Source organism: Mediterraneibacter sp. 210702-DFI.3.120 (assembly GCF_020561005.1).
Classification (GTDB): Bacteria; Bacillota; Clostridia; order Lachnospirales; family Lachnospiraceae; genus Mediterraneibacter; species Mediterraneibacter faecis.
The window spans coordinates 14176-36875 of record NZ_JAJCNG010000028.1 but is presented as its reverse complement, the minus strand read 5'-3'; the positions used below and the strand labels follow the sequence as shown (position 1 = coordinate 36875).

At 41.1% G+C, this 22700-nt stretch carries 18 protein-coding genes; 5 read left to right on the top strand and 13 right to left on the bottom strand.

The genetic code is table 11. The features are described from left to right. The 4 genes from LI162_RS13190 to LI162_RS13175 form a co-directional block, all read right to left on the bottom strand. Positions 1-1456 (bottom strand): tetratricopeptide repeat protein (locus tag LI162_RS13190; RefSeq protein WP_330664352.1); only part of this gene is annotated, 1456 nt, incomplete at its 3' end. A 793-nt stretch (positions 1457-2249) separates the two neighbouring features. After that, complete coding sequence (metG, locus tag LI162_RS13185) at positions 2250-4151, bottom strand: methionine--tRNA ligase (protein WP_227156794.1); 1902 nt, start codon at positions 4149-4151, stop codon at positions 2250-2252. A gap of 679 nt (positions 4152-4830) precedes the next feature. Then, positions 4831-7488 (bottom strand): sensor histidine kinase, encoded by a 2658-nt coding sequence (locus LI162_RS13180; protein WP_227156793.1) that lies wholly within the window; start codon positions 7486-7488, stop codon positions 4831-4833. Between the two features lie 97 nt (positions 7489-7585). Next, a complete protein-coding gene (locus tag LI162_RS13175; RefSeq protein ID WP_227156792.1) occupies positions 7586-8281 on the bottom strand; it encodes a response regulator transcription factor in 696 nt (231 codons plus the stop codon). A gap of 319 nt (positions 8282-8600) precedes the next feature. Between LI162_RS13175 and LI162_RS13170 the strand changes: the two genes are divergently transcribed. Beyond that, positions 8601-9491 carry an undecaprenyl-diphosphate phosphatase gene (locus LI162_RS13170; RefSeq protein WP_227156791.1) on the top strand — a complete coding sequence of 297 codons (891 nt, stop codon included), beginning with the start codon at positions 8601-8603 and terminating at the stop codon, positions 9489-9491. A gap of 94 nt (positions 9492-9585) precedes the next feature. Here LI162_RS13170 and xylB read toward each other — a convergent pair whose 3' ends face one another. The 4 genes from xylB to LI162_RS16090 form a co-directional block, all read right to left on the bottom strand. Beyond that, positions 9586-11058, bottom strand: a complete 1473-nt coding sequence (gene xylB / locus LI162_RS13165; protein ID WP_055146591.1) for a xylulokinase — start codon at positions 11056-11058, stop codon at positions 9586-9588. Positions 11059-11145: 87 nt separating this feature from the next. Continuing rightward, positions 11146-12630, bottom strand: coding sequence for an L-fucose/L-arabinose isomerase family protein (locus LI162_RS13160; RefSeq protein WP_196020607.1), 1485 nt, complete (start codon positions 12628-12630; stop codon positions 11146-11148). Positions 12631-12791: 161 nt separating this feature from the next. Next, positions 12792-13406 carry a DUF4867 family protein gene (locus tag LI162_RS13155; protein WP_227156790.1) on the bottom strand — a complete coding sequence of 205 codons (615 nt, stop codon included), beginning with the start codon at positions 13404-13406 and terminating at the stop codon, positions 12792-12794. A 141-nt stretch (positions 13407-13547) separates the two neighbouring features. Then, positions 13548-13682 (bottom strand): Abi family protein, encoded by a 135-nt coding sequence (locus LI162_RS16090; protein ID WP_081019657.1) that lies wholly within the window; start codon positions 13680-13682, stop codon positions 13548-13550. Between LI162_RS16090 and LI162_RS13145 the strand changes: the two genes are divergently transcribed. The 3 genes from LI162_RS13145 (at position 13683) to LI162_RS13135 (ending at position 15566) form a co-directional block, all read left to right on the top strand. Continuing rightward, positions 13683-14090: a helix-turn-helix domain-containing protein gene (locus LI162_RS13145; RefSeq protein ID WP_242864007.1), complete on the top strand. Its 408-nt coding sequence runs from the start codon at positions 13683-13685 to the stop codon at positions 14088-14090. 88 nt (positions 14091-14178) lie between these two features. Continuing rightward, positions 14179-14718, top strand: a complete 540-nt coding sequence (locus tag LI162_RS13140) for a helix-turn-helix domain-containing protein (protein WP_055158150.1) — start codon at positions 14179-14181, stop codon at positions 14716-14718. A 32-nt stretch (positions 14719-14750) separates the two neighbouring features. Next, positions 14751-15566 (top strand): hypothetical protein, encoded by an 816-nt coding sequence (locus tag LI162_RS13135; RefSeq protein WP_055158152.1) that lies wholly within the window; start codon positions 14751-14753, stop codon positions 15564-15566. Positions 15567-15623: 57 nt separating this feature from the next. On the opposite strand, the gene LI162_RS13130 is transcribed toward LI162_RS13135, so the two are convergent. The 3 genes from LI162_RS13130 to LI162_RS13120 form a co-directional block, all read right to left on the bottom strand. Beyond that, positions 15624-17696 (bottom strand): efflux RND transporter permease subunit, encoded by a 2073-nt coding sequence (locus tag LI162_RS13130; RefSeq protein ID WP_055158175.1) that lies wholly within the window; start codon positions 17694-17696, stop codon positions 15624-15626. 176 nt (positions 17697-17872) lie between these two features. Further along, positions 17873-18691, bottom strand: a complete 819-nt coding sequence (locus tag LI162_RS13125) for an AraC family transcriptional regulator (RefSeq protein WP_020436929.1) — start codon at positions 18689-18691, stop codon at positions 17873-17875. A 19-nt stretch (positions 18692-18710) separates the two neighbouring features. Next, complete coding sequence (locus tag LI162_RS13120) at positions 18711-19436, bottom strand: hypothetical protein (protein WP_055158154.1); 726 nt, start codon at positions 19434-19436, stop codon at positions 18711-18713. 338 nt (positions 19437-19774) lie between these two features. Here LI162_RS13120 and LI162_RS13115 point away from each other — a divergent pair, with 338 nt between their 5' ends. Then, positions 19775-20203: an RrF2 family transcriptional regulator gene (locus LI162_RS13115; protein ID WP_054751986.1), complete on the top strand. Its 429-nt coding sequence runs from the start codon at positions 19775-19777 to the stop codon at positions 20201-20203. Between the two features lie 126 nt (positions 20204-20329). Here the strand turns inward: LI162_RS13115 and LI162_RS13110 are convergent, their stop codons facing one another. Beyond that, a complete protein-coding gene (locus tag LI162_RS13110; RefSeq protein WP_020437110.1) occupies positions 20330-21523 on the bottom strand; it encodes a MalY/PatB family protein in 1194 nt (397 codons plus the stop codon). Positions 21524-21534: 11 nt separating this feature from the next. Continuing rightward, positions 21535-22686, bottom strand: coding sequence for a trans-sulfuration enzyme family protein (locus LI162_RS13105; protein WP_020437111.1), 1152 nt, complete (start codon positions 22684-22686; stop codon positions 21535-21537). Positions 22687-22700: the final 14 nt, after the last annotated feature.

Genomic DNA, 22700 nt, shown 5'->3' with positions numbered 1-22700 from the left:
CTTCCGGTTCTGCTTCTTCTGCTTCAAGGATTTCTTCCTCTTCCGGTTCTGCTTCTCCTGCTTCAAGGATTTCTTCCTCTTCCGGTTCTGCCTCTTCTACTTCAAGAACTTCTTCCGGTTCTGCTTCTCCTGCTTCTATAGTAACTGCATCTTCTGGGACATCTTCTGAAGTCTCCTCCACTGCCTGTTCTATAAGTTCTTCTTCTGTCTCCGGTTCCGGTATCAGTTCTTTCATCCCTGATGGAACTACTCGTTCTTTATTGGCTTCCTCAGCTTTCTTCTCTTCTGTCAGTTGATTCACGATCTCAAGATCTTCTACATCCTCAATTGCTGCAATATCCTCTTCCAGATCTGTCATATCCGGTTCGACTTCTTCTCCCGGTTCTGCCTGAACTTCCGGTTTCGGATTGAGTAATTGCTGCAGAGCTTCATCTAACCGCATCGTATCTCCAAGTTTCTTCTTGACTGGTTTTACCGGATTCTTACCGACAATCGGTATGGAAGCAGTATCTTTGCTAAGTGTTCTCTTATCTCCACTTGTCTCTACCGTTGCCGGCTGAACTTCTGACTCATCCTCGGAAACTTCTATAACTTCTGCTGTTTCTACTCCTGCTTCTTCCGGATTTTCTACTTCGGCATCCGGCTCTTCTGCCGCTTCCAAAGTAACCGCATCCGTGTCAATCACATCGGAAGTACTGTCGTTCTCCATCACCGGCTGTTCTGTCAGCCCGATTGATCTTGTATCTCCAAGTGCTTCAGCTCCTTCTGACGCAGAATCTTTTTCCTCGTCTTCTCCTAAATAGGAAGCCAGATCCGGTATTTCTTCTGTCTCTGAAGAAAGCTTCTCATATCTGTGATCATATTTCTGCTGCTGCGATGGTGACAATGGCTTATACTGCATCTTCAGTTCCATTGCCTTATAAACATACTTACCCTCGCTGAACCAGAGGATCAGATCATCACACTCTTCCAGACATTCTGTCATCATACCTGCTTCGCGATAAAGCTTCGCCAGTTCATAAGCCCACTCTTCAATATATTCTGCCTTTTTAAATTCCTCCAGAGCCTCAATCTGCTGTTCGATCGGCGCTCTCTGCGCTCTTAAGATCTGATATCTAAGGATATGCCTGTTCGGATCTTTCGGTGCAATCTGGATAAATTCGTCATAATAGTCGATTGCTTCATCTATATTCTTTGTCTTAATTGCAAGAGAACATAACTTATAGATCACCTTGCGGCTTCCTTCAGAACGGCGATATGCAAGATTCATCACATCATAGCTCTTCTGATACTCTTTTGTTTTTTCATAAATATCACTGACATTCATCAGCATCCCTGCGTTACGGACACGCTTCCAGTCAATCAGATCTGCTGCTGCCGCTGCTTTTCTGTATTCTCCATCTTCCATAAGTTCCAGCATCTCTTCTGTCTTTAACTTATATTCATACTTATCCACTGTACTCACCTCATTGTCATTGAAATATTAGTTTTGGTCTGAATGTGTCCATTAGGCACTAGCCGATACTCTTTCATTATTCTACCATATGAGGTCTGTAATGTCAAAAAAATGCACCTTCAATTCCTTTTGAAAGTGCATTTTTAGTGTTATTTAATTGTATTATTATTATAATTTTATATTTTGTATCGGAGATTATTCGCGATTCTACGTTCCTGTGAGACCTTTGTCGTCTGTTATTTTATCACCTGAATGATTTTCATATCCATTCAATACTTTATGTATTAAATCTTCTGTCAAGTCATTCCTGCTTTTATAACAAATCTGAGATTATAACATGTCCTTTCAATGTTTCTTTACACATTTTTCATTCTATGTTATATGCGGTATTTTTATTCAATACATCTATGAGTGATTCATCTTTTTCTCTTTGCTTCCAGTTTCTGTACTCTCCGATCTTTGATCTTCTTTTCTTTCTACTGGACTTTTACGCTTGGCAAAGGTCTCTTTCTTCACAGGAACCTTCACTCATCATACCACTGACATATTGATAAAAATCTGAAACTATACTGTCCATGGGACTGACCTCCTGTTGAACTTGTATTTTTAATCTAATCAGGCATCTGTTACTTTTGCCTTCTTAGTTAAATATCTTTGGGAGATTTCTTTCTCTCTTTGATGGTTATATAATAACATTCGGCGTCTAATTTGTCAATATATTCATTTGATTTTTTTATATTTTTTATTTATTATCTGCTTTGGTTGTAATTGTCTGAATTTTCAAACATTTCAATTAACAGATTTCTGCTCCAGCCGGCATTTCTTTTTCCGGTGTCATCAGTGCAAGGTTACCTTCTGCATCTTCTGCACAAAGCAGCATTCCCTCTGAAAGTACGCCTGCCAGCTTCGCAGGTTTCAGGTTTACAAGAACCATAACTTTCTTACCAACCATTTCTTCCGGTGTGTAATGTGCTTTGATTCCGGATACGATCTGTTTTACCTGGCTTCCAACTTTTACCTGAGAGCAGAGAAGCTTTTTGGATTTCTTTACAGCCTCACATGCAATGATCTCTCCAACCTGGAACTGCATTGCTCCGAACTGCTCAAATGTGATCTCATCTTTCGGCTCAATGTCGATAACAGCTTCTTCCTCTTTCTTTTCTTCTACCTTCGGATGAAGTTCTTTAACTTTCTTCATAACCTCTTCGAGATCCATTCGCTGGAACAGAATCTCCGGTTTCTCTGTTACATGTCCGTTACCAAGCTGCTCAAGGATCTTCTTACTTGTAGAAGGCATAAAAGATTCAAGAAGTCTTGCACCTTCAGAAATGCTCTGGATCAGATTCCAAAGTACTGTAGAAAGGCGATCCTTCTTGGATTCATCTTTTCCGAGTACCCAAGGAGTTGTCTCATCAATGTATTTATTGCAGCGTTTGAACAGATTGAAGATTTCTGTAATCGCATCGGCAACGCGGAGGTCTGCCATCTTAGCATCAACTGCTTTAGAAGCATTCTCTACAACTGCTTTCAGTTCTGCATCTACATCTTCTACAACACCCTTATCTTCTACTGTTCCGCCGAAGTATTTGTTTGTCATAGAAACAGTTCTGTTTACAAGGTTTCCAAGTGTATTTGCAAGATCAGAGTTCAGACGCTCTACCATCAGCTCCCAGGAAATAACACCGTCATTCTCGAATGGCATCTCATGAAGTACGAAGTAGCGAACTGCATCTACGCCAAAGAAATCAACGAGTTCATCTGCATAGAGAACATTTCCTTTAGACTTACTCATCTTACCGTCTCCCTGAAGCAGCCACGGATGTCCAAACACCTGTTTCGGAAGTGGAAGATCAAGTGCCATAAGGAAGATTGGCCAGTAAATTGTATGGAAACGGATGATATCTTTTCCGATCAGATGAAGGTCTGCCGGCCACAGCTTGTTGAACTGCTCTGTACTGTTTCCGTCTGCATCATATCCAATTCCTGTGATATAGTTTGTAAGAGCATCAAGCCATACATATACAACGTGCTTTGGATCGAAATCTACCGGAATTCCCCACTTGAAGGATGTTCTGGATACACACAGATCCTGAAGTCCCGGAAGGAGGAAGTTGTTCATCATCTCGTTCTTACGGGCAACCGGCTGAATGAACTCCGGATGTGTATTGATATGCTCGATCAGGCGGTCAGCATACTTGCTCATTTTGAAGAAATATGCCTCTTCCTTTGCCGGCTGAACCGGGCGACCGCAGTCCGGACATTTTCCATCTACAAGCTGAGACTCTGTGAAAAAAGACTCACACGGTGTACAGTACATTCCTTCATAATGTCCCTTGTAAATATCTCCCTTGTCGTAAAGTTTCTTGAAAATCTTCTTAACCTGTTTCTCATGATCTTCATCTGTTGTACGGATGAATTTGTCATAAGATGTATCCATCAGATCCCAGATTCTTTTGATTTCTGTTGATACGTTATCTACGAATTCCTTTGGTGTGATTCCAGCTTCCTCGGCTTTGAGCTCGATCTTCTGTCCGTGCTCATCTGTTCCTGTCTGGAAGAATACATCATATCCCTGGCTTCTCTTGTAACGTGCGATTGCATCTGCAAGCACGATCTCGTATGTGTTTCCGATATGCGGTTTACCTGATGTATAGGCAATCGCTGTTGTTATATAATATTTTGGTTTTTCTGACATTTTTCTGCCTCCTTTTCCCACAATGTGGGATTCTTTTCTCAACTTTCAGTGATTACTAATACGATTTTTTCTGGATTTTTCGGAACAAAGAATGTGCCAAGGCACATTCTTGCACTTGCGGTGGTCGCTTGCAACACCTACTTTGTACGCCGCAGCGCATATCCCTAGCGGAGCGTTTTTAATATATTAGGAAAGAACCTAATATATTAAAAAACGCCCTCCCAGAGACTTGCATCCCTGAGAAGACGAATCCTACTTTCGTGTTACCACTTCTCTTCGTTCCTTCCTCGCGGAAAGAAACCTCTATGAGTATCTGCACTTTCGTTAGTAAAAACTGCTTTGAATACTACGGCATTTCTCACTGTTGATACTCTTCGCTATAAAGGGCGAATCCCTTCACAGACTAACCCGGGTCTTTTTATTCAAGATCGCTGCTCAAACAACTCACTTGATCACTCTGTTCAGGCTCATCTGCGCTGCTCAGAAGCCATCTTCATCTGTCTTCCATCCATCCCTCTCAACATCCGGCCTGACGGCCTTCAGGACTTTTCTGTAGAATCTGTTACAGACTACTCTCTTCCTCATCGCGTTTCGCTTATCACTGCTTTTCATTCCTTAAAAAGGTTAGCATAACGCGAATAGAATGTCAAGATACACCGCTTGATGATTTCTCTGCTAATTACTCTGTTACCCCGGCAGCATTTCCTTTCGCTTTCACTTTTGGAAATGTAATATCTACCCGGAACAGATCTCCATCCAAATACAGATCAAATGTGCCGCCCTGCATTGTTGTAAGGCTCTTCGCTATGGAAAGTCCTAATCCACTTCCCTCCGTACTTCTGGAAATATCTCCGCGGATAAAACGTTCGGTCAGTTCGTCCGCCTGAATGTTCAACTGATGTTCAGAAACATTTTTCAGTGAAAATTTCACCTTGCCATCATCTGTTTTCAGAGTCGCGTAAACTCTTGTTCCAGGCATTGCGTACTTGGCTGCATTTCCGTAAATATTTTCCAGGACACGCCACATTCTTCTTCCATCGACATGCACAACAGCCGGTTCTGCCGGAAGATCTGTAACAATTGCCAGATTTCTTGCCTCGAATTTTTCTTCAAGTTCGCCCTGCGTCTGCTGGATCATTTCTGACAGATCAAGATCCATATATTCCAATGAAATGTTTCCGCTGCTGACCTTCGATGCCTCTACCACATCTTCCGTCAGTGTCTTCAGTCTCTGTGCCTTCTCTTCCAGAATGTTCAGATAATCCTGAACTTTCGGATCTGCCGGATCTGTCTGTCTTAAGATGCCGACATAATTCAAAATGGAAGTCAACGGCGTCTTAATGTCATGAGAAACATTTGTAATCAGATCGGTCTTGAGACGTTCATTTTTCATTGCCTCAGCAACGGCTTTATTAAGTCCGGTTCCGATTCCGTTGATCATCAATGCAAGTGTTTTGTTTTCTCCATGCAGTCCATCAATTGGAATCTGATAACTCATATTTCCGGCAGCGATCTCCTGGATTCCTTTTCTCAATCGATTCTTCTCCATCACATTTGCAACCATGCAATAGAATAGCACTGCATCAGCGATCAGTAGCAGAATCACCAGGAAGAAATCTCCATCCCAAAGTACGAAAAGCTGAAACAGAAAATAAAGAATCAAAAGTCCTGCGGTTTTCTTTGTAAGCTTCATGTCTCGTAATATTTTTCCGATGAATATGCCGAAGCTTCGAAGCAGACTGTTCTCCCACAGACTCTTTGCCTTAATTCTTCTTACCAGACTGAGATAACCGGCAAAGAAGCAGGTAAATGTAAACATTCCATATACAAACACGCCTACTGATTCTCCGAGACTTAAAGTCTGCATATATACATTCGGAACATAGGATGACGGAATAAATGTATCACTTTCCACAGCACCGTATGAACTACACAACCCAGTAATTCCATCAAATAAGATATGAATTCCATCTATTCCTGCTACAAAAAAGAAATAACTTCCAATCACCCAGACAAAAATAACAACTGCAGCGGCAATCTCTGTCTTCCAAGAATCAAACTTTAACAAATGCAGTTCTTCATCCTGCGGTTTTCTTCCTGCCCCCAATGTCAGCCACACTACTGTGATCAAAAAGAGTACTCCGCTGAAAATCATAAAATGCAATGCCGCTTTCATATGCGGAATGTTATTTTGATATTCGATGCTATTTTGATAAAACTGATCCTGAATTGGATAATTCGTATCAACCGCAACTGCAAAAACATCTTTCCACTTTGTTCCGCCGGAATAGTAACCATAAGAACGTATATTAAGCCATTGATTCGAATAAGACACATTCATATTTGTCTTAAAATCTTTCAATTCAGGATAGATTACCATGTATTTCACAGATTTCTTAGACGCAGAAGCTATCATATCCTCTATGCTTTTCTTTACATCCGCATAATTTGCATATTCTGCTTTATTTGTAGTAACCTTCTTTGTCGATTCATCTGCGTACAGATAGGTAAAATTGGTATTTCCCTCTTCCAGATAATCCCAACCGCCTTCATAATCCTGCCAGTCCTCATAGATTGTTTGCAATGCTGTGGCAATATTATCATAAACCAATGTCAGTCTTCCATTTAACTGCGGATTATTATTTACAACCTGGAGTAGATTGTCCACTCCGACCGGTGCATATTTTTCAATCATCGACTGGCCAAAGTTCCAGCAGTCTGTATAGAGCAGCTCACCGTTTTCATCTGTAATCTGAAATGTATAATAGCCGGAAGTCGTAAATTCGCCCGCCTGCAATCCTGCCAGAAACTGATCTCTGTCCTGCTCGCCCATCTGAAACTGAAGTTTTCCTGCATTTACAAGAGAAAAGAAATCATTCATATAATAGTAATAATAATTTCCGTCCGGTTTCTGGCAGACGATCACGCCATTCTGTTTGTAAAGATTGTCGTTATCTGTTCCACTGTAAGTCTCGCCCCAGTTCACCAGTTCTTCCATGGTGTACGTGACACCTGACAAATTTGTTTCTGAAATCTTGCCCTTCTTTGACAGTTCCATTACATCCACCAGTTTTTTGGGATTGTAGGCGCCGTCACTTTCAAAAAGATTTTGCAGATAAAGCTTCTCCTGTACATCGTACATGTAACTTTCGACCATCTTGCTGAATTCTTCGGATTCTTCAAAAGACTGTGTATTCATCTTTTGAATCTGTGACAAACTCATTCCACCCGCCAGTGTCAGGAGAGAAAGCAAATTTGTCACAAGCAATGCTCCGCTAAGAATCGCCACAACAAGAACGATTGTCCTTGTCACGGTCTTCCTGTACCATTTCTTCATTGTTAACCCTTCCTTATATGCCTTCTTATGCATTTTTATATGTTCTCTTATATGCTTTTTCTATCCATTTTTACATGTGCTTTTGTTACTGTTCGCACTATGCTTTTTCGATTTTATATCCGACACCCCAGACTACTTTCAGGTAACGTGGATCTTTCGGATTGATCTCTATTTTTTCTCTGATATGACGAATGTGAACTGCAACTGTGTTATCCGCACCAATTGCCTCTTCATTCCAGATGGATTCATAAATCTGATTGATTGAAAATACTTTTCCCTGATTCTTCATCAGAAGCAAAAGGATATTGTATTCAATCGGTGTCAGTTTCACAAATTCTCCGTCTACTGTTACCTGCTTGAGATCATCATTGATCTGAAGGCCACCTACCTTATAAATCATCTCTTTTGGCTCCTGTGCTGTTCCGCCAAGCTCGTTAAATCGTCTCAGCTGTGATTTCACTCGTGCCACAAGTTCCAGCGGATTGAACGGCTTTGTTACATAATCATCCGCACCGATATTGAGTCCAAGAATCTTATCGGTATCTTCTGACTTCGCAGACAAGATAATGATTGGCAGACTGTTCTTCTCACGGATTTTTAATGTTGCACGGATTCCGTCAAGTCTTGGCATCATGACATCGATGATCAGAAGATTCACTTCCTCTTTCTCCAAAATCTCCAGTGCTTCGATTCCGTCATATGCTTTTAAAATCTGATATCCCTCCTGAGAAAGATAAATTTCGATTGCTTCTACGATTTCTCTATCGTCATCACATACTAATATTTTATACATTTTACATACCCCTCGATAATTGCTGACACCGATAACAGCGCAGCAACATAATTATCACATGATCAAGTTCTAACTATAGTATACATGATACTTGATGGTTTTTAAGAGATAGATTGGAAAAATATTAGGAATTTCTTAAATCGACGATTTAACAATTTAAATACTTTCTATTTCTTGCACATCTTTTGCCAACGTTTTATAATAAGAAACCGTGAGCCACTTTAGAGCATAAGTGTAGCTACACAAAAATGATTGCATTTGGTGCTAGAATCTCTTAGTATAGCTGCAATCCATCAATAAAAAGGAGTATAAATTAAGAATGATTGAATTTTTGAAATCCTTCCTCTTTGGAATTGTGGAAGGAATCACAGAATGGCTGCCGATCAGCAGCACCGGACATCTGATCCTTTTGAATCAGTTTGTGAAATTAGATGTTTCTGAAGAATTCTACAGCATGTTCGAAGTTGTGATCCAGTTAGGTGCGATTCTTGCTGTTGTCCTCTTATTCTGGAACCAGATCTTCCCGTTTGGTGCACCGGAAGGAAGTCACACGGTCAGACGCCGCCAAGCAAAACATGCACATAGAAAAAAGAAAGCCGGAAATGGAATTTTAAGTTATGTGAGGATGGATATCATTATCCTCTGGCTGAAAGTCCTTGTTGCATGTATCCCTGCAATTGTGATTGGAATGCCGTTCAATGATCTGTTTGAGAAATGGTTTTACAATTACCCTTGCGTTGCGATTGCTCTGATTGTCTTCGGTATCGCCTTTATCATTGTTGAGAATAATCACAAGGGCAAACCTGCGAAGATCAACAGTATGGACGAACTTACTTATAAGACTGCATTTTTGATTGGACTTTTCCAGCTGATCGCTGCAATCTTCCCTGGAACATCCAGATCCGGTGCAACAATTGTCGGTGCTTTGATCCTTGGAGTATCCAGAACCGTTGCTGCTGAATTCACTTTCGTACTTGCGATTCCGGTTATGTTCGGTGCAAGTCTTCTGAAGCTTGTGAAGTTTGGTCTGAACTTTACCGGAACAGAAGCAATAATTCTTCTGATTGGTATGGTAACAGCATTTGTTTCTTCTATTATCGTTATTCAATTCCTGATGGGATATATTAAGAAACATGATTTCAAAGTATTTGGATATTACAGAATCGTGCTTGGTATTCTTGTGATACTGTATGCGTTGTTTTTAGCGTAAGATTTATTGATATTTTAAAAACTCCCAATAGAATTCCATCTCAGATATCTTTTAGAGTATGATTTTCTATTGGGAGTTTTTTATTGGAATTCAATTATGCTTGTTTCCCCTGATAAATTCCTTTCAATGCCGGATACAATTTCTTAAATTCCTGATATCTTTCCTCGTACTTCTGCACCAGTTCCGAATCCGGTTCTTCTGTTCCTGTTACTTTCACAAGTTTCTTCGCAGCCTCTTCCACCGAATCAAATACGCCGCATCCAACTGCTGCCAGGATTGCCGCTCCATAGCCCGGGCCTTCTTCGCTTTCGATCAGATCTACTTTCATATTCATCACATTTGCAATGATCTTTCGCCACAGCGGACTCTTTGCTCCACCGCCGCAGATCTTTGTTCTCTCTGGATTCACGCCAATACTTCTTGCAACTTCCAGGGAATCACGCAGTCCGAATGCAACACCTTCCAGCACAGCCTGTGTCATATCCTCTCTTGTGCTGTCCATAGACATTCCGATAAATGCTGCTCTTGCGGAAGGGTCATTATGAGGAGAACGCTCTCCCATCAAATATGGAAGATAGAACACATGGTTCTCGCCGAGCCTTGTGATTCCTGCCTGTTCTGCCGGATAATCTTTGGTCTTAAGGATTTCATCCATCCACCATTTATTACAGGAAGCAGCACTGAGCATGCATCCCATCAGATGATAATTGCCATCTGCATGGTCAAAGGAATGCAGTGCATTGTTCTTATCTACTCCGAATTTCTTACTGGAAATAAAGAGTGTTCCTGATGTTCCGAGAGAAATATTGCATCCGCCGTCTCCGACCGTTGCCGTTCCAACTGCTGCCGCCGCATTGTCCCCGGCTCCTGCAATTACTTTTACATTCTCTGATATGCCAAGTTCTGCTGCGATCTCTGCTTTCAAAGTTCCAACGACTTCCCAGCTTTCATACAGCTTTGGAAGCTGTGCCTCTGTAATACCACAGATCTCAAGCATTTTTGCAGACCAGCACTTATGCTCCACATCCAAAAGCAGCATTCCGGAAGCATCTGAATACTCTGTGCAAAAAGACCCTGACAAACGATATGCAAGGTAATCCTTCGGAAGCATGATTTTCTCAATCTTTGCAAAATTCTCCGGTTCATTTTCCTTCATCCAGAGAATCTTCGGTGCTGTAAATCCGGCAAATGCAATATTTGCTGTATACTCTGAAAGCTTCTCTTTTCCAATCACCTGATTCAGGTAATCGGTCTGTTTTGCAGTACGTCCGTCGTTCCACAGAATTGCCGGGCGAATCACCTTGTCTTCCTTATCAAGCGCAACAAGACCGTGCATCTGACCTCCAAAACTGATTCCCTTTACTTGATCCTTATCAAAGCCTTCAAGAAGCTCTTTCAGCCCTTCCATACTCTGTGCAAACCAGTCTTCCGGTTTCTGCTCTGACCATCCCGGATGTGGAAAATATAACGGATATTCTTTTGATACGATATTCTTGATCTTTCCATTCTCATCCATCAGAAGAAGTTTTACTGCGGATGTTCCAAGATCTACTCCTACAAATAACATGTCGTTTCTCCTGTATAAAGACAGAAAGCCTTGCCGTTTCCGGCACGGCTCTCTGCCCGTTTTCTATGCTTATAACTTTCTATGTAATTAACCCCACGGATTCTCTGTTGGATATCTTACACCCTTCGGCTGGTTGTATCCGATCTCTTCAACCGGCACACCAATGTATTTAAATACTTCGAACAATGCTTTTCCAAAGTGTCCGAAAGCAACTGCTCCGTGATGTGGATAATTCTTTTCGATCAGTACGTGACGGTAGAATCTTCCCATCTCCGGAATTGCAAACACTCCGATAGATCCGAAGGATTTTGTAGCAACCGGAAGTACTTCTCCCTGTGCAACATAAGCACGAAGTACATTGTCAGATGTACTCTGCAGTCTGTAGAATGTGATATCTCCAGGTTTGATGTCTCCCTCAAGTGTTCCCTGTGTAACCTCGATTGGAAGAGATCTTGCCATGATCATCTGATATTTCATTTCGCAGAAAGCAAGTTTTCCGGAAGCTGTATTTCCACAATGGAATCCCATAAATGTATCTTTCTGTGTATATGGGAATTTTCCTTCGATGCTCTCTTTGTACATATCTGCCGGTACTGTATTGTTGATATCAAGAAGTGTTACTGCATCTTGGCTGACAGCAGTTCCGATAAACTCGCTGAGTGCTCCGTAAATATCAACCTCACAGGATACCGGGATTCCCTGAGCTGTCAGACGGCTGTTTACATAACATGGAACAAATCCGAACTGTGTCTGGAATGCCGGCCAGCATTTTCCTGCGATTGCAACGTATTTTCTATATCCTCTGTGCTCCTCGATCCAGTCTTTTAAAGTAATCTCATACTGAGCCAGTTTCGGAAGAATCTCCGGTTTCTTATTTCCTGCTCCGAGCTCTTCTTCCATCTCTTTTACAACGGCCGGAATTCTCTCATCACCTTCATGTTTGTTATAAGCCTCGAAAAGGTCAAGTTCAGAGTTTTCCTCAATTTCAACTCCGATATTGTAAAGCTGCTGGATTGGTGCATTACATGCAAGGAAGTTTAACGGACGCGGTCCAAAGCTGATGATCTTTAAGTCACTTAATCCGACAACTGCTCTCGCGATTGGTTCGAACTCATGGATCATGTCAGCACATTCCTCTGCTGTTCCTACCGGATACTCCGGAATGTAAGCTTTTACTCCTCTGAGTTTCAGATTGTAGCTTGCGTTAAGCATTCCGCAATAAGCATCTCCACGTCCCTGTGTCAGATTATCCTGTGTCTCCTCTGCAGCTGCGACAAACATCTTCGGTCCGTCAAAATGTTTTGCAAGCAGTGTCTCAGAAATCTCCGGTCCGAAGTTTCCAAGATAAACAACCAGTGCGTTACATCTTGCTTTCTTTACATCTTCCAGAGCCTGTACCATGTGGATCTCACTCTCTACGATACAGATCGGACATTCATAGACAGTTCCTTCACCGTATTTTTTTGTGTAGGCATCAATCAATGCTTTTCTTCTGTTCACGGAAAGACTCTCCGGGAAACAATCTCTGCTCACTGCTACAACACCGATTTTCAATTCTGGCATGTTACTCATAATAAAATCCTCGCTTTCTTTATCCTTGTTATTATTTCTATCTTTCTCATGTTACGTTATCCACACTTTTCCTGTAATTTCATTTAGTTTTCCACACATCATACAGAGACCTTGTGAATAACATGATCCTGATTTTTGGAAACCCCGGCATCCATTTTCAATCAGACTTCGACGTTCTCGCCTTTTAATCCGCAAAATGCTCCTTCAATCTGTGCATTCTCATGCGCGATCAGCCATTTATTCATCGCTGCAAGAAGTCTGTTTCCTCCCTCTTTCGCTGTTTCAAATGGAAGCGCTTCATTCGTTCCTTTCGGAAGAACTACTACACAGCGGAATCCACCTTCCTGTGCAGTACACGGTGCATAATGAAGTGTTGTTGCATACAGTTCTACACCGGTTCCCGCCGGAACAAGGAATGCTTCTACTTTGGCTGTATCATAGATATCACCGTCTTCAATATCCTGTTGCATTCCAAGAAGCAGAATTAAATCTGTCTGTGCGATATCAAGTTCCGAGCTTCTGTGATATTCTAATGCATTCAGTTTGTGATTATCTCCATTACAGTATCCGATCTGGATTGGCAGTCCGCCGAATCCTTTCTTGCAGATTTCAGCTGCTTCCGGAAGTACTTCCAATTCCTCAACAGACGGTACGTAGACAACATCTTTCGGAAGTGGTGTGTGTTCCATCTCTTTTAAGATCTTCTCAAAAGAGTATTCCGTGATGATCTTGCCGTATTTTCGGAAAGATGCATCTGTTACATTCTGGATTTTCATGATGTCCCCCTGAATTTTCTTCTGTTTCTTGTTTCGTTTGTTTCTATGGTCATTTTACCAACTTAAAAAGGCATTATCGACCAAATAATTAACCAAATAATGCCCATTTCTTATCTTTTCTTTCTGAAAGTGAAATGTACACTAATATAATGTTGTAAACTTTGCCGGAGGATTAAAATCTGTATTATACATTCTAGCCGCATGCGCACATTTGTTTCGTAAAACCGATAAACAATGAAGAGGATTTTCTAGTGTATCTCTTCCAACACCAACCATATGAGCAATAGCATCTTCGGCACACTAAATTTCAGTATCCGCGTTGTACACAGTAACCAGTCTCAGCGCAATAAAGACCGCGCAAGACTAGACACAATCTTAGATTATATCGCACAGAATTACCGCCACATCAGCATTGAAGAGATTGCCGGAATTGCTTATCTGCAGCCTGGATACTTCTGCCGTTTTTTCAAAAAATGTATGGGAATCACTTTTTTAGAATATCAAAATGAATTAAGACTTTCCTTTATTTATCAGGATATTATTTCTACAGATGATTCCATCAAAGATATCCTGGAAAGACATGGATTTACCAATTATAAATTGTTCCGTCGAATGTTCTTTGAACATTTTAAGGCTTCGCCTACTGAGGTTCGAAAGACGCATGATACGAAGAAAAACTCCTAATATTTAGGGATTATTCTTTTATATTACCCCTTATATTTAGGGATTTTATGTGTTATACTATAAACAGAATTATATTGGAGGTGAAATTATGGAGTTTGCAATTCAACATACATTATCTTCGAAAGACATAAAACTAATGCGAAAGCGTCTTGGACTTAAGCAAAAAGACTTTGCCGCCTTATTAAATGTCTCAGTAAAAACAGTTGAACGTTGGGAAGAAGCAGATGTTACCGTAACCGGTCCCGCTGTAACATTATTAAAGATTCTATATGAAACACCTGAATGGGTTGAAGAATTACAAATTCCAACGAAAATTTATCCTCTTAGACTATTTTATTACTATAAAGAAAGTCTGTGTACTGTAATTGATGTAAACGAACCCTCCCGAAAAATAGCAATTAAAAATTTTGTAAGGAATCCTATTTTTTGTGCATTTGGTGTCAATAATGCTCCTACATTCAGAGATTATGAAGAATTTCTTGAATCAAGATGCTTTCCACGAAGCAGGGATAAAATGAAGATTATATTACGTGATCTCGGACTGCCTTTTTATGATCCATTCCTGATTATTCAGAAAACCAAGGGGAAAATGGCTGAGGATGATTTTTGGATAGAAATCGAACGATAGGTAACTTGAACGCTGGAAGGAGGTAAGATAGAGTGATTGAATTAAATATAAATGATATGAAAGATACTGAACGTCATTCTTCAAAGGGAAATCAATTAAAATGGAACCCTGCGAATACTGAAACCTGGTATAAGGCAGATTATATTGGTTATGAAGGTTTAACAGAATATATGGTTTCTCACTTATTAATGCATTCCACTCTTTCTACAAAGGATTTCGTCTTATATGACACAGAAATACTTCGTGTTGGAAAAAAAGACTATTTAGGATGTAAAAGTTCAAATTTTCTTCCTGATGGCTGGCAATTATTAACACTAGAACGACTTTTTCATACACTTCACGGAAAAAGTCTTTATCAATCTATTTTTCAGTTTGGAGAAGTAGAAGATCGAGCACAATTTCTCGTAGATCAGGTAATACAAATGACTGGACTAAAAGATTTTGGGAAATACCTTTGTACTTTGCTCACTATTGATGCATTATTTTTAAATGAAGATCGACATATGCATAATATTGGAGTCTTACTTGATCCACTTGGAATTTACCATTACTGTCCTGTTTTTGATAATGGATGTTCTTTACTCTCAGATACAACTACTGATTATCCACTTGAAGAAGATATTATTGATCTAATTCCACAAGTCCAGGCAAAAACACTCTCTACGGATTTCTTAGAGCAGTTAGATGCTGTTGAAAAATTATATGGTCAAAAATTACATTTCGATTTCAATGGACAAATAATAGAAACGCTTTTAAGAGAAGAAAAATTTTATTCAACAGATATAAAAATAAGAGTTCGCGACATTATATTACAACAAAGAAGATCTTACCAGTATTTATTTTCATAAGCAAAAAAGGAAGCGAACCGCTTCCTTTTTTACCCTCTCATCCTATTCCACGTCCCATTATTCCTTCGGTGGCAGGAATCCCTTACTTGTCTTCACGATCACTTTATCAAATACCATGAACATAGACGGTAGTACGAAGATTACAACTACCATACTAATCAGTGCTCCTCTCGCCATCAGGATACACAAGGAACTGATCATATCAATGTTGGAGTAAAGTCCTACACCGATCGTTGCTGCGAAGAAGCTCAACGCACTTACCATGATAGACTGTGCGGATACGCGGTGCGCAGTTGTGATGGAATCGTATTTATTTGCGCCATGGTTACGCTCTCTCTTATAACGAGTTGTCATAAGAATTGCATAGTCTACGGTGGATCCAAGCTGAATGGTTCCGATTACGATGGATGCCACGAATGGCAACTTAGTTCCCATGTAGTATGGAATACCCATATTGACGAAAATCGCGAACTCAATAACGCCTACCAGGATGATCGGCAGTGAGATTGACTTGAACAGAAGCATGATGATTACGAAAATAATTCCGATTGATACTGCACTTACTGTCTTGAAGTCTTTATCTGTAATGTCGATCAGATCTGCTGTCAGAGGACCTTCTCCGATCAGCATTCCACCTTCATCATATTTATGAAGAATCGTATTCAGTTCTTTGATCTGATCATTCAATTCATCTGTAGCTACCTTATATTCTGAGTTCGCCAGTACAAGCTGGTACTTATCATTCTTTAATGATCTTGTCACTGAATCCGGGATCATGCTTGCCGGTACGGACGGCCCGATCAGGGAGTCAAGTCCAAGTGCCCATTTGATTCCGTCCACCTTATCCATCTCATTCAGCATCTTGCCTACGTCCGCTGAATCTGTAGAGCTGTCTACAAGAATCATGTGCGTCGTATTCATGTCGTAATCTTCCTTCAATTTCTCATTTGCAATGATACTTGGAAGATCTTTTGGAAGTGTCTCATCCAGGTTATAGTAAACTCCTGTATGGTTATTTCCGTAAATAGCCGGGAATAGCAGAACTACGAACAGTGCCACATAGATGAGATATCTCTTAGTAACCTTGTCTGAAATTCTTCCGATATCCGGAAGGAATGGTTTATGTTTTGTCTTCTCAATAATCTTGTCACAACACAGGATCATGGATGGAAGGATTGTTACGCAGGCAAGTACACCAAGGATAACACCCTTAACCATAACAACACCGATATCAAGTCCAAGTGTGAATGACATAAAGCACAGTGCGATAAATCCGGCAATTGTTGTAACGGAGCTTCCGATTACAGATGAAAATGTCTGTGAGATTGCATGTGCCATTGCACGGTGTTTATCTCCGTCGTAACGGATCTGCTGTTCTTCGTAACTGTGCATCAGGAAGATCGAATAGTCCAGCGTTACACCCAGCTGCAGAACTGCTGCCAGTGCCTTCGTGATATAGGAAATCTCTCCCATAAAGTAGTTACTTCCCAGGTTATAGACAATCGCGATTCCAATACTGAGCATGAAAAGGATCGGTACAAAGAACGATTCCATTGTAAGACCAAGTACGATCATCGCCAGTACAACCGCGATCAATACATACAACGGTGTCTCTTTCTCCGCCAGCTCCTTCGTATCTGTAACAACAGCTGACATACCACTTAAAAAGCACTGCTCGCCCGCCAGAGAACGGATCTCGGAGATTGCTTCCATTGTTCCGTCCGAAGATGTTCCTTCATCAAAGAAGATTGCCATCATCGTTCCAGTCTCGGAGTTAAATGCATCATAAACCTTTGTCGGCAGCATACTCTTCGGCATACTGATATCTGCGATAGAATCATACCAGATAACCTCTTTTACATGATCTACCTTCTCAATCTTCTCTTTTAGCTTCGATACATCCTTATCTTCCATTCCATCGACTATAAACATCGAGAATGCACCTGTACCGAAATCATTTACCAAAATATCCTGGCCTTTCATCGTCTCGATGTTATCCGGCAGGTAAGTCAATACATCATAATTAATTCTCGTATGCAGATACCCCAATGCAGACGGAATCAATAATAAAATACTAAGAATCAGAATCGGCACTCTGAATTTTACTATCTTTTTTCCAAACTTTACCATCATATCCTTTTTCGCTTCCTTCCTCATATTCAATTTATGACTATTGGTCATTTTAATCTCTTCTTGCACTATACAATAAAAATGACTAACAGTCAATATATTTTGTACTGTTAGTCATTTTTTCTTTTTTATTTATATTCCATTTTCGTAACTGTTCAGAGCCAACCTCCAAAATGCTACGCATTTTCTTTATATTCACTTGGAAGAATTCCGTATTTTTTCCGAAATGCCCTTGCCATCGCCTTGCTTCCGGAGAAGCCGCTGCGAAGTGCTGTCTCAGTGATATTATATTTTCCGCCCTTCAGGTCTTTCATTGCATATTCCAGACGAATATTCTGCAGATAACTCTTGTATGTGATTCCCGCATATTTCTGAAACATCCTCGACAGATACGTCGGAGAATATCCAAAGATTCTTGCCACCTCTTCCAGACTTAATTCCTGCGCATAATTCTCTTTCATATAAGCAGTAATCGTCGAAAGCTTGTTCAGATTCTTATTCTTTCTGACAAAAGCATTCTCCACTTCTGTCAGACGGTATTCTTTCACAAGGAGATATAAAAGATGATAAAAAATACTATTCATCTTCATGTCATATCCACACTGCTTTTCGCAATACGTCTTATACAGTTCTTCCAACAATTCCATAAAGCGCGCGTCCTTACGTCCCGGTTCATGCGTAAACCAGATAAATTGCTCTCCTGTATAATATTTTTCAAAAACTTTCAACGGAATCTGAAGAACGATCGTCTCGTTTGGCAACGGAGAATCTACTTCATGAACCTCATTCGAATTCACAATCATAAATTCTCCCGCTGTCAGATGCCAGGTCTTCTCATCGATCTTAAATTCCAGTTCTCCGTCGCACACTGCAAAAATCTCAATCGATCTGTGCCAATGTTTTTCTCTATGGTAATGTCCTTCTCTGCCTTCAAATAAGAATAGTTTAAAAGGAAATCCAACTTCCGGAACGATCAATTCATGCGCAAACTGCATCTCTTTTATTCACCACACTTTAGGCTTTCGTCCACTTATGTACCGTATCTGTTCCCGGACTACATAATTCCACTGTAGATCCATCATCTGACAGTGTATAGACATATTCCAGTGTTCCACCGGAGATAACCAGATTCAGCCTCAATGTACCGTCTGCATTCTCTGCAACACAATATGTTCCCTTTGTTTCACCGGAGGAACTCTTGATCACAAGCTTTCCGTCCTTCTTTAATTTATATTCATTTCCACTGTTGTCTGTCCACTTTCCGATCAGCCCCTTCGCACGGTCATCCGTCAGATCCAGAAGGTCTGTATCCGCCTGAAGGAACTTCATATCCTTTCCACCATCCAGGGACTTCAACACTATGCCATAGCCTGTATCATCTGTCGTAACCGCATACAGTTTACCTTCGTCTTCGCCGTCCATTGTGATCTTGATCGTAATGTTGTTATCCTCATCAAATCCACACTCAAATGTCAGTCCGTCGTCATCCTTAGTTCCTGTTCCATCTTCTTTCAGATCATACACAGTATCTGTTCCAATCACCTTCCACTGCTTTGCCATAACTCTCTTAACAGAATCACTTGGAAGAACCGCGTTGTCTCCCATCTGTTCTTTCATCGTACTGCTTGCTTTGTCCACCTCTTCTGTCGTAGATGCAGCCGGTTCTGTTTTCTTCGTATCGCCGCATCCTGTCATACACAATGTGCTTGCCAGAAGTAATGCTACTACTAATCTTTTCATATTCTCTCTCCAGTCTTGTTACTGTTCACTCCGTGTCAATCAGCGAAGTGATTGACACGGGAGTGAACAGTAACCCAGTCTTTTCTGTCTGATCAGAAAGATAGCATTCCGATCAGGACTTACAGTCTTTAGAGTATCACAAACGCACTGTAAATTCCAGTAAAGTTAATACAATTTCACGGTTATTTCATTTTTAGACACACTCGTTTTCGTTTGTTTTCAACAAACTTTAATGCTTTTGCACTGTTTCACTTTACCTCGACAACTTGTTTATTTTCTTAACATATGATACACTATTCACAATGTAAAATTATAGGTAACTTGGGAGGAAATAGGTTATGATTATCTCTACAAGAGGGCGTTATGCTCTCCGAGTCATGATTGATCTGTCTCAGCAGGATCCGGACTCTTACACACCGCTGAAAGAGATCGCAGCACGTCAGGAGATTTCTGAAAAGTATTTGGAAAATATTTTAAAATCTCTTGTCACACAAGGATTTATCCTTGGACTTCGCGGAAAGGGCGGCGGCTACCGCCTGACAAAATCTCCGGAAGAATACACTCTCGCTTCGATTCTTCATGCGACAGAAGGAAGCCTTGCAGCTGTAGCGTGTCTGGAGGATCATGCACCGGAATGTGCACGTGCGGGTCAGTGTCCGACACGTCCGATTTGGGAAAAACTGGATAACCTTATCGAGGATTATCTTGGAAGTATCACACTTGCTGACTTTCATGAACCGGCCATTCCATGCAAGATTGAGAAATAGCATTATTTCAGGGGGAACGAAATAACAGTTGTTTCAATACAATGGGAAATCAGATCTACATAGAAAAAGATGGATAAGTAATGCTTTTATTGCTTATCCATCTTTTTCTGTTTCTATTTTATCTAATCATCCGTGAACCTTTTCTTTCACTGCTTTTTCAATCCGATCCAACGCTTCCACAAGCGTCGCTCTCTGGCAAGCCACGTTGATCCGCTCAAAACCACTTCCAGACTCTCCGAAGATCGCTCCTCCATCCAGCCAAACCTCTGCCTTATCTTCTATCAGTTCTTTTAGTTCCTTATCTGAAAGCCCTAATGCCCGGAAATCCATCCAGACGAGATAGGTCCCTTCTGTCTTTGTCACCTTGATCTGTGGTAAATGTTCTGCCATCCATGTATGAAGGAAATCAATGTTCGACTTCACATACTGTTTCATCGCCTGATACCATTCTTCGCCCTGAGTATACGCAGCGATCAGCGCAAAGATTCCGGGTGCGCCGACCTGACTATACCCGGCTGCAGTTACCTGATGCTGAAATTCCTTGCGAAGACTTGCATTTGGAATGATAATATTGGAAATCTGAAGTCCAGCAAGATTGAATGTCTTCCCCGGGGAAGTACATGTCACTGTAATGTCTTTATACTCGTCCTTAAGATCTACAAGCACCTGATGCTTCCCTTCAAATACGAAGTCTGCATGAATCTCATCACTTACAATAATCACCTGATGCTTTAGGCAAATGTCTCCCAGACGCTCCACTTCTTCCCTTGTCCATACCCGGCTGACCGGGTTGTGTGGGCTGCAGAATAAGAATAATTTCACACCCTTTTCCACGATCTGGCGTTCAAAATCTTCGAAATCAATCGCATAAGATCCATCTTCCTTACAGATAAGGATATTGGCGGCCACTTTACGGTCATTGCTTTCAATCACTTCCCGGAATGGATAATAGACCGGATCCTGGATCAGAATATAATCCCCAGGTTCTGTATAAGCCTTCACCGCCATTGCCAGTGCAAAGACAATTCCCGGAGTCTTTGTGATCCACTCCTTGTCGATCTTCCATCCGTGACGGCATTCCATCCAGGAGCTGACCGCATCGTAATACTCCTGATCTGACTCTGTATATCCATAAATTCCATGCTCTGCCTGACGGATCAATGCTTCCTGGACGAAAGATGACGTCTTAAAATCCATATCAGCGACCCACAACGGAAGAATATCTTTTTTTCTCCCTCTTTCTTCTGCAAAATCATACTTCAGACTGTGGGTTCCTCTTCTCTCTACAGGCTGGTCAAAATTCAAATTCTTCTCACTCATTTTTACTCCTTTTATTGAAATGCCTGTTCCAGATCTTTGATCAGATCTTCAGCATTTTCAATTCCAACAGACATTCTAAGGAAATCTTCTGTGATTCCAAGACGTTCTCTTATCTCCACCGGCACATCACCGTGTGTCTGAAGCATTGGATATGTGATCAATGATTCTACACCGCCAAGGCTCTCCGCATAAGAGATCAATTTCACACTTTCAAGAATCTTTCTTGTACGTTCCACCGTATCTACACGGAAAGAAAGCATACTTCCTGCTCCTGTCGCCTGCTTCCGGTTCACCTCGTAACCCGGATGATCTTCCAGACCCGGATAATAAACTTCTGTCACTTCCGGTCTGTTTTTCAGCCAAAGTGCGATCTTCTTCGCATTCTCCTGCTGGCGCTCCAGACGCACTGATAAAGTTTTGATTCCGCGAAGTACAAGGAAACTGTCAAACGGAGACAGACTACAGCCAACTGTCTTATATGTATAACGCAATTTTTCCGACAGCTCTTCCCCTTTGACACAAACAAATCCTGCGAGGACATCATTGTGTCCTCCAAGAAATTTTGTTCCGCTATGTACTACAATATCAGCACCCAACTGTAGCGGTTTCTGGAAATAAGGAGAAAGGAATGTATTATCCGCAAGAATCAGTAACCCGAATTCGTCTGCGAGTTTTCTCATCTCTGCAAAATCTGTAATCCTCATCGTTGGATTACTTGGTGTCTCAATATAAAGTGCCTTTGTCTCTTTTCTGATATTCTTTCTTACAAGATCAATATCTGAAGTATCTACATAAGAAAACTTTAATCCTCGCTTTTCGCCAATGCTTTCAAACATTCGCACAGTTCCGCCGTACAGATCTTCTGTACATAAAATATGATCTCCTTCTCCGAAAAGCTCCAGACAGATTCCAATTGCCGCCATTCCTGTCGCGCACGCAATACTGTCATCCGCTCCTTCTAAAGAGGACATTACGCTTTCTAATTCATACCGTGTCGGATTGCTCTCACGAGAATAATCATATCCTGTACTTTTCCCAATTCCCGGGTGTGCGAAGGTTGCTGTCTGAAAAATGGGAACGGAGACTGCTCCGTATGGATGTCCCTCTACAAATCCTCCGTCCCCGTGAATACATCGTGTTTCAAATTGATAATTTTCTGCCATACTGTCTGTCTCTG

Coding starts and splice junctions, on each gene's coding strand:
- LI162_RS13110 (WP_020437110.1), bottom strand. CDS start 21,523: ATGAGTGAGAAGAATTTGAATTTTGACCAGCCTGTAGAGAGAAGAGGA.
- LI162_RS13125 (WP_020436929.1), bottom strand. CDS start 18,691: ATGCAGTTTGCGCATGAATTGATCGTTCCGGAAGTTGGATTTCCTTTT.
- LI162_RS13130 (WP_055158175.1), bottom strand. CDS start 17,696: ATGGTAAAGTTTGGAAAAAAGATAGTAAAATTCAGAGTGCCGATTCTG.
- LI162_RS13180 (WP_227156793.1), bottom strand. CDS start 7,488: ATGAAGAAATGGTACAGGAAGACCGTGACAAGGACAATCGTTCTTGTT.
- LI162_RS13105 (WP_020437111.1), bottom strand. CDS start 22,686: ATGGCAGAAAATTATCAATTTGAAACACGATGTATTCACGGGGACGGA.
- LI162_RS13170 (WP_227156791.1), top strand. CDS start 8,601: ATGATTGAATTTTTGAAATCCTTCCTCTTTGGAATTGTGGAAGGAATC.
- LI162_RS13160 (WP_196020607.1), bottom strand. CDS start 12,630: ATGAGTAACATGCCAGAATTGAAAATCGGTGTTGTAGCAGTGAGCAGA.
- LI162_RS13140 (WP_055158150.1), top strand. CDS start 14,179: ATGGAGTTTGCAATTCAACATACATTATCTTCGAAAGACATAAAACTA.
- LI162_RS13115 (WP_054751986.1), top strand. CDS start 19,775: ATGATTATCTCTACAAGAGGGCGTTATGCTCTCCGAGTCATGATTGAT.
- xylB (WP_055146591.1), bottom strand. CDS start 11,058: ATGTTATTTGTAGGAGTAGATCTTGGAACATCCGCAGTAAAACTTCTT.
- LI162_RS13175 (WP_227156792.1), bottom strand. CDS start 8,281: ATGTATAAAATATTAGTATGTGATGACGATAGAGAAATCGTAGAAGCA.
- LI162_RS13155 (WP_227156790.1), bottom strand. CDS start 13,406: ATGAAAATCCAGAATGTAACAGATGCATCTTTCCGAAAATACGGCAAG.
- LI162_RS16090 (WP_081019657.1), bottom strand. CDS start 13,682: ATGGTTGGTGTTGGAAGAGATACACTAGAAAATCCTCTTCATTGTTTA.
- LI162_RS13145 (WP_242864007.1), top strand. CDS start 13,683: ATGAGCAATAGCATCTTCGGCACACTAAATTTCAGTATCCGCGTTGTA.
- metG (WP_227156794.1), bottom strand. CDS start 4,151: ATGTCAGAAAAACCAAAATATTATATAACAACAGCGATTGCCTATACA.
- LI162_RS13120 (WP_055158154.1), bottom strand. CDS start 19,436: ATGAAAAGATTAGTAGTAGCATTACTTCTGGCAAGCACATTGTGTATG.